We start from the raw sequence: 14651 nt of genomic DNA, 5'->3' as shown, positions 1-14651 counted from the left end.
ATGACTGCGCATACACGCGAAACGACCTCCACGAGCCACGTCTCAGCCAAATCAGCCCAGGATAAAGCCGGCACCCTGATCGAGGCCCTGCCGTGGATCCAGCGATTTGCCGGCACCACCATGGTGATCAAGTACGGCGGCAACGCCATGGTCAACGACGACCTCCGCCGTGCCTTCGCTGAGGATATTGTGTTCCTTCATCACGTGGGCATCCACCCCGTGGTGGTCCACGGTGGTGGACCCCAGATCAACTCCATGCTCGGACGCCTCGGGATTGAATCCGAGTTCAAAGGTGGCTTGCGTGTCACCACGCCTGAGGCCATGGACGTAGTGCGGATGGTCCTCACCGGCCAGGTAGGCCGCGAACTCGTCGGCCTCATCAACTCCCACGGCCCCTATGCCGTGGGCATGTCCGGGGAAGATGGCGGGCTGCTGCGTGCCGTCCGCACGGGCACTGTTGTGGATGGCGAAGAAGTGGACTTGGGCCTTGTAGGCGAAGTAGTGGGCGTCGATCCCGCAGGTATCAAGGACATTCTCGACGCCGGCCGCATCCCCGTGATTTCCACCGTCGCCCCTGAAATTCTCGACGACGGCGCCGGCTCCGGTCCCACCACCGGCCAAGTCCTGAACGTCAACGCCGACACCGCAGCCGCCGCCGTCGCGTCGGCCTTGGGTGCCACCAAGCTGGTTATCCTCACCGACGTCGAAGGCCTGTACGCCAACTGGCCGGACAAATCGTCGCTGATCTCGTCGCTGACAGCATCAGAACTCCGCGAGATGCTTCCTCGCCTGGAGTCCGGCATGATCCCCAAAATGGCTGCTTGCCTTAAAGCCATCGATGAGGGCGTGGAGCGCGCACACATCGTGGACGGACGCCTGCCGCACTCCATGCTGCTGGAAACCTTCACGACGGCGGGCATCGGCACCCAAGTAGTCCCTGATGAGGAAGTGAACGCATGAGCACCGAACTGAGCCATACCGCCGAAAGCCGCAGCAGCGATGGGGGGCCGGGCGTGGTCGGGCACCGCGAAGCGGGCGGGGCCCCCATCGCTGCGGAGGCTGCCGCAACCACCCTCGTTTCCCAGAGCTCTGGTGCTGATTGGCTTGCCCGTTACTCGTCCTCCCTGATGGGTGTCTTTGGTACTCCGCAGCGTGTCCTGGTCCGTGGCGCCGGGTGCCTCGTCTGGGATGCCGACGGCAAGGAATACCTGGATCTCCTGGGCGGCATCGCCGTGAATGCCCTGGGCCACGCACATCCGTTCGTCACATCCGTGATTTCGAGCCAGTTGGCCACACTCGGCCATGTCTCGAACTTCTTCACGAGCCCCACGCAGATCGCTTTGGCCGAAAAGCTCCTGGCCCTCAGCAAGGCTCCGGAGGGTTCCAAGGTCTTCTTTGCCAACTCCGGCACCGAGGCCAACGAAGCTGCGTTCAAGTTGGCCCGCCGGAACAACTCCGGAGGAAAGCGGACCAAGATCATTGCTTTGGAGGGCGCCTTCCACGGACGGACCATGGGTGCGCTGGCGCTCACGGCCAAAGAGGCCTACCGCGCGCCGTTCGAGCCACTGCCCGGCGGTGTGGTCCACATTCCGTTCGGTGACATCGAAGCCCTGCGTGCCGCCGTCGACGATTCAACTGCCGCTGTCTTCCTGGAACCCATCCAGGGCGAAGCGGGTGTTCGCCCGCTCAGCGCCGAATACCTGCAGGCCGCACGCGAAGCTACTACGGCTGCCGGCGCACTGTTGATCCTCGATGAGGTCCAGACGGGCATTGGCCGTACCGGCAAGTGGCTTGCCAGCGAAGAGGCAGGCATCGTGCCCGATGCTGTCACGCTCGCCAAGGGCCTCGGTGGCGGCTTCCCGGTAGGGGCGCTGATCACTTTCGGAAGTACGACGTCGGCCCTGCTCACCGCCGGGCAGCACGGCACCACATTCGGTGGGAATCCGGTGGCTACCGCCGCGGCACTTGCCACCCTGCACGCCATTGAAAGCCAGGGGGTCCTGCAGAACGTAGTCACAGTCGGGGAGTACCTGCGCCAAGGACTGGCAGCCATTGAGGCCGTGACCGAGGTCCGTGGTGAGGGCCTGCTGATCGGCTTCGATGTGAACGCCGACATCGCCCCTGCCATGGTTACTGCAGGATTGGACGCCGGTTTCATCATCAACAGCCCGGGCCTGCGGACCATCCGTCTTGCCCCTCCGCTGATCCTGACCATCGAGCAGGCGGACAGGTTCCTCGATGCCCTTCCCACCCTGATCGCCACGGCCACCGCCCAGACCGCTAAGGATGCACAGTGAGCACGTCAACCACCCGTCACTTCCTCAAGGACACGGACCTGAGCCCCGCCGAGCAGGCAGAGGTCCTGGACCTCGCCGCCCGGATGAAGGCAGCGCCCTACAGCGTCCAGCCCTTCGCCGCGGAGGGAAACGGCCGCAAGACCGTCGCCGTCATCTTCGATAAGACCTCCACCCGCACGCGTGTTTCATTCGCCACCGGTATTGCGGATATGGGCGGGAACGCACTGATCATCAACCCTGGCGAGGCGCAGATCGGGCACAAGGAATCCGTGGAGGACACCGCGAAGGTCCTGGAGCGCATGGTTTCCACCATTGTGTGGCGGACGGGTGCCCACTCGGGCCTGGTAGCCATGGCGGAAAATTCCAAAGTGCCCGTAATCAATGCCCTGTGCGACGACTACCACCCCTGCCAGCTCCTGGCCGACCTCCTGGCCGTGAAGGAGCACAAGGGCGAACTGGCCGGCTTGAGCATGGCCTATCTGGGTGATGCCGCGAACAATATGGCCAACTCGTACCTGCTTGCCGGTGTCACAGCCGGAATGCACGTTCGCATCTCCGGCCCGGAAGGGTACCTGCCCGCAGCAGAGATCGTGGCTGCAGCGGAACAGCGCGCTGCCGAGACGGGCGGGTCGGTGTTGATCACCAGCGATGCCGCCGAAGCCCTCAAAGGCGCCGACGTCGTGGCAACGGACACCTGGGTTTCCATGGGGCAGGAATCCGAAAAAGAAGCCCGCATGAACCTCTTCCGTGAGTACTCCGTGGACGAGGCCGCCATGGCGCAAGCCGCGCCGGACGCCGTCGTGCTCCACTGCCTCCCCGCTTACCGAGGCTACGAAATTTCAGCCGGCGTCATCGACGGCCCGCAGTCGATTGTCTGGGATGAGGCGGAAAACCGCCTCCATGCCCAGAAGGCGCTCATGGCCTGGTTGATGCACCGCTCCGGACTGGCTTTTGTTGAGGGCCTGGCACCTGTTGAAGGCACCGGAGAGAGCACGTTCTAGTGTCCACCAATCCCTCCGTGCCGGGTGCCAGCCCGGCCACCAAGACTGCCCGTCAGGCGCGCATCACCGCGATCCTGACGGGTGAGTCCGTGCGTTCCCAGGCAGAGCTTGCAGCCCTGCTGGCGGACGACGGCGTCCAGGTCACCCAGGCCACGTTGTCCAGGGACCTCGTGGAACTGGGCGCAGTCCGGGTCCGCGGGAAGGAAGGCGCGCTGGTTTACGCCGTTCCGGGGGAGGGCGGGGACCGCAATGCCAAGAGCGGCGTCACCCAGGAAATCCTGGATGCGCGGTTGACCCGGCTTTGCGGAGAACTCCTGGTGACGGCGGAGGCCTCGGGCAACATCGTGGTGCTCCGCACCCCGCCCGGAGCTGCGAACTTCCTGGCACTGGCCGTGGACCACTCGGTGATGCCCTCTGTATTGGGTACGATCGCAGGCGACGACACTTTGCTGTTGGTCGCCCGCGACCCCGACGGTGGGGCCGAACTGGCGGCGCGTTTCCTGCGCATGGCCGAAGAAGCCGGGCCTGGCAACTGATTGATCTTTTTCAGCATTGATTCACACAGCATTGATTCGAATGAACCAAGCAACAACAAAGGAGCACTCTCGTGACTGAGCGCATTGTTCTGGCCTACTCCGGTGGCCTTGATACGTCCGTAGCCATCGGCTGGATCGGTGAAGCCACCGGCGCCGAGGTCATCGCTGTGGCCGTCGACGTCGGACAGGGCGGTGAGTCCCTGGAGACCATCCGCCAACGCGCCCTCGGTTGCGGCGCCGTCGAGGCTTACGTGGCCGACGCCCGTGATGAGTTTGCCAACGAGTACGCCATGCCCACGCTGAAGGCCAACGCCCTCTACCAGGGCCACTACCCGCTGGTTTCGGCCATCTCCCGCCCGGTCATTGTGAAGCACCTCGTGAAAGCTGCACGCGAATTCGGCGCCACCACCGTTGCCCACGGTTGCACCGGCAAGGGCAACGACCAGGTCCGCTTTGAAGTCGGCATCCAGACCCTCGGCCCGGACCTGAAGTGCATCGCACCGGTTCGCGACCTCGCCCTGACCCGCGACAAGGCCATCGCCTTCGCCGAGGAAAAGGGACTGCCGATCGAGACCACCAAGAAGAACCCGTACTCGATCGACCAGAACGTCTGGGGACGCGCCGTCGAGACCGGCTACCTCGAGGACATCTGGAACGCGCCCACCAAGGACATCTACGACTACACCGCCACCCCGGAATTCCCGCCGGCACCGGATGAGGTCACCATTTCCTTCCAGGCCGGCGTTCCGGTAGCGATCGACGGCGTCAAAGTCACCCCGCTGCAGGCCATCCAGGAACTGAACCGCCGTGCAGGCGCCCAAGGCGTTGGCCGCATCGACGTGGTCGAGGACCGCCTCGTGGGCATCAAGTCCCGCGAAATCTACGAAGCCCCGGGTGCCATGGCACTGATCACCGCGCACAAGCACCTCGAGGACATCACCATCGAGCGCGAGCAGGCCCGCTTCAAGGCAACTGTTGGCCAGCGCTGGTCCGAGCTGGTCTACGACGGCCAGTGGTTCTCCCCGCTGAAGCGCTCCTTGGACGCTTTCATCGAGGACACGCAGCAGTACGTTTCCGGTGACATCCGCATGGTCCTCCACGGTGGCCAGGCGATCGTCAACGGTCGTCGCTCCGAGACCTCGCTGTACGACTTCGACCTCGCCACCTACGACACCGGCGATACTTTCGATCAGTCCATGGCACGTGGCTTCATCGAGCTGTGGGGCATGTCCTCCAAGGTTGCCTCCGGCCGCGACCTGCGCGTCGCAGGGCAGTAATGACGTCCGCAACAAACGAAGGTGCACTGTGGGGCGGCCGGTTCGCCGGCGGCCCTGCGGATGCGCTGGCCGCACTGAGCAAGTCCACCCACTTTGACTGGCGGCTTGCCCGCTACGACATCGCAGGTTCCAAGGCTCACGCCCGCGTGCTGGCCAAGGCCGGACTGCTGGACGACGCCGAGCTCGAGGGCATGCTTGCAGCCCTCACCCAGCTGGACGAGGACGTCGCAAGCGGCGCCTACCTGCCGGCCGAGAGCGACGAGGACGTTCACGGTTCCTTGGAGCGTGGCCTGATCGAACGTGCCGGAACCCAGCTGGGCGGCAAGCTCCGTGCCGGCCGTTCCCGCAACGACCAAGTGGCAACGCTTGGCCGGATGTTCCTGCGTGACCACGCCCGGATCATTGCCGGTGGCGTCCTAGCCACCATCGATGCCCTCGTAGAGCAGGCAAAGGCCCACCAGGGCGTTGCCATGCCGGGCCGGACACACTTGCAGCACGCCCAGCCGGTGTTGCTGAGCCACCACCTCCTGGCTCACGCGTGGGCATTGCTTCGCGACGTGCAGCGTCTCCAGGACTGGGACAAGCGGGCCGGTGTTTCGCCGTATGGTTCAGGTGCCCTGGCTGGCTCCTCCCTGGGACTGGATCCCGAGGCTGTTGCTGCAGACCTCGGATTCTTCTCGGCCGTCCACAACTCGATTGATGGCACCGCCTCCCGCGATGTCTTTGCCGAGTTCGCCTGGGTTTGCTCCATGATCGGTGTGGATCTGTCCAGGATCTCCGAGGAAGTCATCTTCTGGGCAACCAAGGAGTTCTCCTTCGTCACGCTGCATGACTCGTACTCCACGGGGTCCTCGATCATGCCGCAGAAGAAGAACCCGGACGTTGCCGAGCTTGCCCGCGGCAAGGCAGGGCGCCTGATCGGCAACCTGACCGGGCTGCTGGCAACGCTCAAGGGATTGCCGCTCGCGTACAACCGAGACCTGCAAGAGGACAAGGAACCTGTCTTCGACGCCGCCGACACCCTGGAGCTTTTGCTTCCGGCCGTGTCCGGCATGATTGCCACGTTGAAGTTCAACACCGAGCGCATGGAATCCCTGGCTCCCCAGGGCTTCGCACTGGCAACGGACATCGCTGAGTGGCTGGTCCGCCAGGGCGTCCCCTTCCGCGAGGCCCACGAGCTCTCCGGCGCTGCCGTCAAGCAGGCCGAAGGCCGTGGCGTTGAGCTGTGGGACCTGACCGACGAGGAGTACTCAACGATCTCGGAGCACTTGACTCCCGAGGTCCGCAGTGTCCTCAGCACGGAAGGTTCGCTCAACAGCCGCAACTCGCAGGGCGGGACGGCACCAGCCGCCGTCGAGCGCCAACTGACGGCACTCGAAGCGGAACTGGACGCAGCGCGTTCCTACGCCGGCTAGTTGTATCTGCATGACCTGTGGGATGGCACGTCACGTGCTGTCCCACAGGCGTTTAAGCGTGCGTTAGCATGGCGCTATGACTCAGATCACCCCCGAGGCGCTGCCCGCCGAGCTTCACAAAGCCGCCGGCACCCTCACCCGCCTCCTCACCAAACTGGACGAATCGTCCGTCGCTGAACCGTCGGAACTGCCCGGCTGGACCCGGGGTCACGTCCTGGCCCACGTGGCCGGAATATCCAAAGCCATGGCACGGCAACTTGAGTATGCGCGACGCGGTGAAAGTATCGAACTTTACGACGGCGGCATGGACGGCCGGAACAAGGCAATCGAACTTGCCGCCGGGCACAGCCTGGCCCAGCACACGAAGTCCGTCACCACTGCGGTGGAGGCAGTGATCGCCGCGTTCGATTCTTTGGCCCCCGAGGACTGGCAGGCCCGCATCGCTTACAGGGACGGAACAGTATTCGATGGTGGCCTGGCCCTTTGGCGCGAGCTCACTATCCATGCCTCGGACCTGGGGTTGGGATTCGGGCCCGAGACGTGGAGCCGGCCTTTCTGCGAACACCTCATCGGGTTCCTCGCTGCACGCGTTCCGGAAACCTATAAGTTCGTCCTGCAACCAACAGGCCTGCCCCAGCTCAGCATTGGTACAGGCGGCACTTCAATTGCCATCACGGGCATGCTGACCGACATCGCGGCGTGGCTTGCGGGCAGGGAACCCAGTCTGGGCAGCCTCCGCGCCACCGCAGCAGCCGACGGAGTGGACCTGCCGGAACTTCTGCCCTGGCCGTCACCCCAACCCGCCGCCCGCTAAAGCCCGGACGCTCGCTCACCTCCCCGGGGTGTGGGCCGGACGCTCTTTCACATCCCCGGGGTGTGGGCCGGACGCTCTTTCACGTCCCCCGGGGTCTGGGCCGGACGCTCGATCACATCCCGCGTGTTTATTTGCTTCCGAGCCGCGCCGTTGCCGCCGCGCGCCACAAATGCATGGTGGCGTACGAACGCCATGGGCTGACCTCCCTGAAGTCCGCGCTGAGGCCAGTGCCAGCCGGCAGAGCCTTCAAGCCGTTCCGGACCGCGGCGTCGTTCGCCAGGAAAACGTCCGGCGCGCCCAGAACACGCATTGCCACATAGCCAACAGTCCATGGCCCCACGCCCGGCAGGGGGAGCAGCTTTTGTTCGAGGCTGATGGCGTCGTCCCCGTAGCCGAAGTCCAGGGCGCCCACAGCCATCGCTTCGGCTGCCGCAATTATGGAGTCGATCCGTCGCTGAGGTCCGCGAAGAAGTTCGCGGCCATGGCTGGCGAGCTCAGCCGCGGTTGGAAACAAGCGCTCCAAGCCGGGGGATCCATTTCCGGTTGGGGAACCCGCCGCGGACAACTGAGTGAGGGCAGTTCGGGCTGCGGCCACAGTGATCTGCTGACCGATCATGGCCCGGATAAGCAGTTCCTGGGGGTCCACGGCACCGGGGACGCGGATACCGGGGATCGCCCGCACGCTGTCCATCAGCCGTGGGTCCAAGGCCAAGGTGGCGTCAACAGCCTGCGGATCGGCGTCCAGATCGAACAAACGGCGGACCCGGCTTAGCAAAGCAGGCAGATCGTGGAGATCCACTGCCGAGGCTGTCAGCTGCAGTGGTTTGCCAGCAGCGGTGGGACTGTACTTCACGCTGAAAGAAGCAGAGCCGCCCGCTAGCCGGAGCGTCCTTCCATAGCTTCTGCTTCCGTCCGGTCCTGTTCCCGACAACTCTATTCCCGGGATTGCACGAACTGCGAGGAAGTCGAAAATACGGGGGTCGAAGGGCTCCCTGTAGGGCAGGCTGAGTGTCAAGGCGCCAGGGGCAATGCCTGAGGGCGCCACAGTACCCCGGCGGTGGCCGGACTTCGCACCTGTGGCGCGCAACGCCGTCGGGGTCATCGCGAACACTTCGCCGATGGTGTCGTTGAATTGCCGAACACTGTTGAATCCGGAGGCGAACGCGACATCTGCCAGGAGCATGGTGGTGGAGACCAGGAGAGTCCTGGCCGTTTGTGCCCTGCTGGCCCGTGCCAGTGAGAGGGGGCCTGCGCCGAGTTCGTTGCTGAGGATGCGGTTGAGTTGCCGGGCAGAGTAGCCCAAGCGGTGCGCCAGGCCGTCCACCCCTTCACGGGTGATCACGCCATCGTTGATCAGGCGCATGGCCCTGCCGGCGACGTCGGAGCGGAGGTTCCACGCGGGCGTACCCGGGACGGCTTCAGGCAAGCACCGTTTGCAGGCGCGGTATCCTGCTTCGTGGGCAGCGGCGGATGTCTCGTAGAAGGTGACGTTCGCTGCTTTGGGTGTGCGGGCAGGGCACGACGGGCGGCAGTAGATGCCGGTGGAACTGACAGCCGTGAAGAATTGACCGTCAAAGCGGGTGTCGCGGGCGTCGATCGCCCGGTAGCGCTGCCAGAAATCCATAGCTTCATCCTGCCAGCCGCAAGGAGCCGCTGCTAGCGGAAATCGGACATGGCCGTTCGGTGTTTTCTTGCTAGGGTCTGCTCATGAATTCGTCCACCAATAACGAAGTCACCGATCCACTGGAGGTGCGAAGGTTCCTCGAGGGCGATCCTCGCGAAATCGCCCCGCTGATACTTGGCGCAGTACTCACCCACCACTCGGAAGCCGGCCCCGTCGCCGTCAGGCTCACAGAGGTCGAGGCGTATATGGGCCCGCGCGATTCCGAGCATCCCGATCCCGGTTCCCACACTTTCGGTGGTCCCACAGCCCGTAACGCGCCCATGTTCGGGCCGCCCGGATTCCTTTATGTCTATTTCACTTACGGCATGCACTACTGCGCCAACATCGTCTGCGGCCCTGACGGTTCACCCTCGGCACTGCTCTTGCGCGCTGGAGAAATCGTGGAAGGCGAAGGGCTCGCCGCTATCCGACGTCCGGCTTCCAAATCGCACAAAGACCTCGCCAGCGGACCAGCGCGGCTGGCCTCTGCTTTGGGACTCACGACGGCGGACACCGGCCGTGACGCGCTCGCCTCACCGTTCAGCCTGTGGTTGCCCGCGACGCCCGCACCTGCTGTCGCCAGCGGGCCTCGGGTAGGAGTAGCGGGTCCAGGGGGAAGCACCGATTATCCGTGGCGGTTTTGGATTGAGGACGATCCCACGGTGTCCCGATACAAGGCAGCACGGCCCAGAAATCGGATCGTTCCTTAGTACGCGTCCCACCACATGACATGTACCCCCCACGTTTACCAAAATCGCTGTAGAATGGACGGTCTGTCTTTTGCGATAGGGGTTACGGTTCGATGCACGACGCTGATTTGGTCCACGAGCAGGAATATGTGGCCGGGCTGTATGCCCGGCTCGATGAGCTGCGCGCAGAAAAGCGCGCCCAGCTGGCGCAGGTGCGCAAGGCCGGCGCGGTGGGAACCATGCAGAACGTTTCAGAACGTGACGCGTTCGCGGCCCTGTACGAGGACCGCCTGGCCCAGCTCGACGCCGTCGACGACCGCCTGGTCTTCGGCCGCCTGGACCTTGATTCGGGTGAAGCCCAATACATCGGCCGCATCGGTCTTTCCACAGCCGATCTCCAACGGTTGATGGTGGACTGGCGGGCGCCGGAGGCGGGGCACTTTTACCAGGCCACCGCGTTCGACCGGCAGGGTGTGCGTCGTCGTCGTCACCTGATCCTGCAGGGGCGTGACGTCAAGGCCATTGAGGATGATGTCCTGGATGCGGGAATGCTGGCGGACAACGACTCCCTTCAGGGTGAAGGCGCGTTGCTCGCTGCGCTGAACTCCAAACGAACCGGCCGGATGTCTGACATCGTCGGAACCATTCAGTCCGAACAGGACCGGATTATCCGTTCCTCCATTTCCGGCGCCCTGGTGGTCCAAGGTGGTCCCGGTACAGGCAAGACCGCTGTTGCCCTGCACCGCGCTGCCTATCTGCTGTACACACACCGCGAACGGCTCAAGAGTGCCGGTGTTTTGCTCGTGGGACCCTCGTCCTCCTTCATGCATTACATCGAGCGCGTGCTTCCATCCCTCGGTGAAACGGGTGTGGTCATGGCAAGCCTCGGCCGCCTGATGCCGGGCATCAACGCCATCCCCGAGGACGATGCCGACATCGCGGCCCTCAAAGGCAAACTGGACATGGCCAAGGTGGTGGCGAACGCGGTCGCGAACCGCCAGCGGACGCCCGCCGAGGACCGCGTGCTCGAGGTTGATTCCCGCAAGCTGACGCTCACTGTCCGCCAGGTCCGGCGGGCCCGCGAGAAGGCACGTGCTACCGGCAAGCCCCACAACGAAGCCCGCCTGACGTTCATCAAGATCCTCCTGCGCGAACTCACTGAGCAGTTGACCGACCTCGTTGAGGAGGCAAACATTGGCAACAACGCCGATCGTGCCTACCTGGCCGAGGACGTCCGCTCGGCAAGGGATGTGCGTATTGCGCTGAACTTGTGCTGGATGCCGATGACGCCGGAGAAACTCATCTCCGAACTCTTCAGCAAGCCGGCCATTCTCGAAGCGTGCACGCCCCACCTGACGCCAGCCCAGCGTGCCCTGCTGCAGCGGCCGGTGGATGCGCCGTGGACCGAAGCGGACGTTCCCCTGCTGGATGAGGCAGCTGAACTCCTGGGCGAGCTGGATCCGGCGGCCGGCCGGGGGCTGGCGCAGCAGGAAGCTGACCGCGCCCGGGACATTGCCAATGCCAAGCAGACCCTGGCCAACATGGAAGCCATGGGCGTGGACGTTCTGGTCTCGGCTGAAGAACTCGCCGACCAGAACCAGGAACGCGAAGCCCGGCTGACGGCCGCAGAGCGTGCCACGAGCGACCGTTCGTGGGCATTCGGCCACATTGTGGTTGACGAGGCCCAGGAACTCTCACCGATGCAATGGCGGCTGCTCGTTCGACGCTGTCCTTTGAAATCCTTCACGATTGTGGGCGACATCGCCCAGACGAGCGCCGCGGCAGGTGCCAATTCGTGGCAAAGTGCGCTGGCGCCGTCGTTCGGTGACCGCTGGACGCTCGAAGAGCTCACGGTCAACTACCGTACGCCCTCCCAGATTGCCGAAGCCGCCGTCCGCATGGCCAACCGTGCAGGCTTGGTGGTCTCAGCCCCCAAGGCTGTTCGTGAAGGCAAATGGTCACCCATTGTGGACCGCGTTGATGCCGAGGGAATCGTCTCGCACCTCGTGGAGGTCCTGCCCGAGGAAGTGGAAGCGATCGACGGCGGCCTGCTGGCTGTTATCGCCGACGGACCTCTGCTGCCCCAAGCCACCGCTGCACTGCGGGAGGTCTACGGGCGCCGCATCGGGACAGGTGCCGGCAGCTACGAGCAGGACATCGTGGTCATCAGCCCCAAGGAAGCCAAGGGCCTGGAATTCGACGGTGTGGTGGTTCTGGAACCAGCTGCGATGCTCAACCATGAGCACGGCAAGGTGGGCGACCTCTATGTCGCCATGACGCGTGCCACGCAGCGTTTGCGCCTCATTGCTGCCGCTCCGGTACCAGCGGGCATCGAGCGCTAGGAAAACGGTCACCTTCAACCCTGCTAACTTAGATCTCGTGTCACACGTAAACAACCTCGAGTCCCAGCACAACGATCCCGCCTTTGCCAACGTCTGGCAGGAGCTCAAATGGCGCGGCCTGATCCACGTTTCCACTGACGAAACGGAACTGGAAAAGCTGCTCGCCGGGGACCCGATTACCTATTACTGTGGCTTCGATCCCACCGCGCCCTCCCTGCACCTGGGCAACCTCGTGCAATTGCTGGTGATGCGGCGCCTGCAGTTGGCAGGGCACAAACCGTTGGGCCTGGTGGGTGGGTCCACCGGCCTGATCGGCGACCCACGCCCGACGGCGGAACGCACCTTGAACACCAAGGACACCGTTGCCGAGTGGGTCGGTTACCTGCAGGGCCAGGTGCGCCGCTTCCTGAGTTTCGAGGGCGAAAACTCCGCCCGCATGGTGAACAACCTGGACTGGACCGCGCCCCTGAGCGCCATCGATTTCCTGCGTGAGATCGGCAAGCACTTCCGCGTGGGCACCATGCTCCGCAAGGATGCTGTTGCGTCGCGCCTGAACTCTGACGAAGGCATCAGCTACACCGAGTTCAGCTACCAGATCCTGCAGGGCATGGATTACCTCCAACTGTTCCGTGACTACGGCTGTGCGCTGCAGACCGGTGGTTCGGACCAGTGGGGCAACCTGACCAGCGGAACCGAACTCATCCGCAAGGTGGAGGGCAAGAGCGTCCACGCGCTGGGTACGCCGCTGATCACCAACTCCGACGGCACCAAGTTCGGCAAGAGCGAAGGCAACGCCATCTGGCTGGACCCGGACATGTGCAGCCCGTACACGTTCTACCAGTTCTGGCTGAATACGGCCGACGCGGACGTCGTGGACCGCCTGAAGGTCTTCACGTTCCTTTCGCGGGCTGAGATTGAGGCTCTCGGGGAAGCTGTGGCGGAGCGTCCGTTTGCCCGTGAAGGCCAGAAGAAGCTTGCTTTCGAGGTCACATCGCTGGTCCATGGAGTCGACGCCACCGAGAAGGTCATCGCTGCCTCAGCCGCGCTTTTCGGCAACGGCGACCTCGGCGTCCTTGATGAGCAAACCCTCGAAGCCGCAACGGCAGAGCTTCCGTCCGCGACCGTTGCCGCAGATGGCCTGGGCATTATTGATCTTTTGGTGGCTTCGGGACTGTCCGACAGCAAGTCCGCTGCCCGCCGGACCGTGGGTGAAGGCGGCGCGTACGTCAACAACACCAAGGTCTCCGACCCCGAGGCAGTTATTGGCCAGGACCAATTGCTTCACGGCCGCTACCTGCTGCTCCGTCGTGGCAAGAAGAACCTCGCCACCATCGAGGTATCTGCGTAGGTTTCACTTTTCCAGCTCTGAAAGGGCCGGCAGCCGTTATGGTTGCCGGCCCTTTCTGTGTTTGCCGGCGTTTGTTGGGAGGGGGCGGGGGAGTGCAGTTGGTTGGGGCGGGGGAGTGCCGAGTGGGTGTGGTTGCTGTGTGACTGCTGGAGGGGTGGGAGTGGGTGCTGGAGGGGCGGCGTCGTCCTCGGCGCGCTGCTCCTTCGTCGCTTTGACGCGCGCTGCCGGACGCCACCGCCCCTTCCGACGCTCTCGCACTTCCCCCGGGTTGTGGGCGGATCCTCTCTCACGTCCCCTTGGTTTGGGGTGGATCCTCTCTCACATCCCCCGGGTTGCGGGTGCGGGTCCTCTCTCACGTCCCCTGGGTTGGGGCCGGGTGCTCTCTCACGTCCCCTGGGTTGGGTTGGGTTGGCGGCTGGTCGGGTGGGACATTCTGGGGTGCGCTTGGTCGTTCTTCCTTTGGGCGCGCGCTGCCGAATGCCCCCTGCCCCTTCCCAACGCTCTCGCACGTCCCCTTGGGTTGGGGCCGGATCCTCTCTCACGTCCCCTGGGGTTGGGGGCGGATCTTCTCTCACATCCCCCGGGTCTTGGGCCGGATGCCCGCTCACTTCCCAGGGGTTGGGTTGGCGGCTGGTCGGGTGGGACATTCTGGGGTGCGCTTGGTCGTTCTTCCTTTGGGCGCGCGCTGCCGGATGTCCCTGCACCTTCCGACGCTCTTTCACTTCCCCGGGGTTGGGGCGGATCCTCTTTCACTTCCCCCGGCGTTGGGGGCGGGTCCTCTCTCATGTCGGGTCTCATGTCTTGGGGGTTGTGTTGTGTGATGGGGTTCACGGGGGTTTGTTTTTGGTGTTTGGGGGTGTTTTGTGGGGGTGGGGTTGGTGTTTTCGTTGTGTTTTCGGGGTTTTTGGGTGGTGTTGGTGTGGATTTGGTGTGGGGGTGGGGCGCGTGTAAAGTTATTCGAGTCGCCGCCGCTGATGCGGAAATGATGGTGACAGACTCCCTTCAGATTGCCGGTTTCGGTGGTGCTTTGGTGCGCTTCCGGGTTGGTGTGGGAGGCCTGGGGTTGGTTTGCTTTGTGCGGCTGGTTCGGGTAAGTTTGAAAAGTTGCTCCGGAGCGATCCTGGACCCTGGTGGGTGTGGGTGGTGCCGGTAGTGTCTGTTGTTTGAGAACTCAATAGTGTGCCAAGTTTGTTGATGCCGATTGTTTTATTGATTGGTTGAAATTATGGCCGGATTGCTGCGCACCCCCGTGTGTGGTGGTCTGGTTTT

At 63.9% G+C, this 14651-nt stretch carries 11 protein-coding genes; 10 read left to right on the top strand and 1 reads right to left on the bottom strand.

Translation table 11 applies throughout. The features are described from left to right. The 7 genes from argB to AC6JA3_RS13430 all read left to right on the top strand — a co-directional run bounded on the left by argB (window position 1) and on the right by AC6JA3_RS13430 (window position 7340). Window positions 1-960, top strand: coding sequence for an acetylglutamate kinase (gene argB, locus AC6JA3_RS13460; protein WP_026547362.1), 960 nt, complete (start codon window positions 1-3; stop codon window positions 958-960). Further along, window positions 957-2297: an acetylornithine transaminase gene (locus AC6JA3_RS13455; RefSeq protein ID WP_245232888.1), complete on the top strand. Its 1341-nt coding sequence runs from the start codon at window positions 957-959 to the stop codon at window positions 2295-2297. Before argB ends, AC6JA3_RS13455 begins: the two co-directional genes overlap by 4 nt. Further along, window positions 2294-3298, top strand: a complete 1005-nt coding sequence (gene argF / locus AC6JA3_RS13450; protein ID WP_026541617.1) for an ornithine carbamoyltransferase — start codon at window positions 2294-2296, stop codon at window positions 3296-3298. Before AC6JA3_RS13455 ends, argF begins: the two co-directional genes overlap by 4 nt. Then, the gene (locus AC6JA3_RS13445; RefSeq protein WP_011774347.1) at window positions 3298-3834 is read left to right on the top strand and encodes an arginine repressor; all 537 of its coding nucleotides are present in this window, start codon (window positions 3298-3300) and stop codon (window positions 3832-3834) included. Before argF ends, AC6JA3_RS13445 begins: the two co-directional genes overlap by 1 nt. 71 nt (window positions 3835-3905) lie before the next feature. Then, window positions 3906-5111, top strand: coding sequence for an argininosuccinate synthase (locus tag AC6JA3_RS13440; RefSeq protein WP_026541618.1), 1206 nt, complete (start codon window positions 3906-3908; stop codon window positions 5109-5111). Next, a complete protein-coding gene (argH, locus tag AC6JA3_RS13435) occupies window positions 5111-6526 on the top strand; it encodes an argininosuccinate lyase (protein ID WP_026541619.1) in 1416 nt (471 codons plus the stop codon). The genes AC6JA3_RS13440 and argH overlap by 1 nt, the downstream gene beginning before the upstream one ends. Before the next feature lie 76 nt (window positions 6527-6602). Further along, complete coding sequence (locus AC6JA3_RS13430) at window positions 6603-7340, top strand: maleylpyruvate isomerase family mycothiol-dependent enzyme (protein ID WP_223945100.1); 738 nt, start codon at window positions 6603-6605, stop codon at window positions 7338-7340. Between the two features lie 127 nt (window positions 7341-7467). Here AC6JA3_RS13430 and AC6JA3_RS13425 read toward each other — a convergent pair whose 3' ends face one another. Further along, window positions 7468-8964 carry an AlkA N-terminal domain-containing protein gene (locus AC6JA3_RS13425; RefSeq protein ID WP_347783529.1) on the bottom strand — a complete coding sequence of 499 codons (1497 nt, stop codon included), beginning with the start codon at window positions 8962-8964 and terminating at the stop codon, window positions 7468-7470. 83 nt (window positions 8965-9047) lie between these two features. On the opposite strand from AC6JA3_RS13425, the gene AC6JA3_RS13420 reads away from it, so the two are divergent. The 3 genes from AC6JA3_RS13420 to tyrS all read left to right on the top strand — a co-directional run bounded on the left by AC6JA3_RS13420 (window position 9048) and on the right by tyrS (window position 13382). Then, complete coding sequence (locus AC6JA3_RS13420) at window positions 9048-9713, top strand: DNA-3-methyladenine glycosylase (RefSeq protein WP_043432687.1); 666 nt, start codon at window positions 9048-9050, stop codon at window positions 9711-9713. A gap of 92 nt (window positions 9714-9805) precedes the next feature. Then, complete coding sequence (locus AC6JA3_RS13415; protein WP_026541623.1) at window positions 9806-12034, top strand: HelD family protein; 2229 nt, start codon at window positions 9806-9808, stop codon at window positions 12032-12034. Window positions 12035-12071: 37 nt separating this feature from the next. After that, complete coding sequence (gene tyrS, locus AC6JA3_RS13410; protein ID WP_026547366.1) at window positions 12072-13382, top strand: tyrosine--tRNA ligase; 1311 nt, start codon at window positions 12072-12074, stop codon at window positions 13380-13382. Window positions 13383-14651 lie beyond the last annotated feature (1269 nt).

The organism is Arthrobacter sp. TmtSoilC79 (assembly GCF_059739405.1).
The sequence above is the reverse complement of the archived record's forward strand: the minus strand, read 5'-3'. Positions and strand labels throughout refer to the sequence as shown.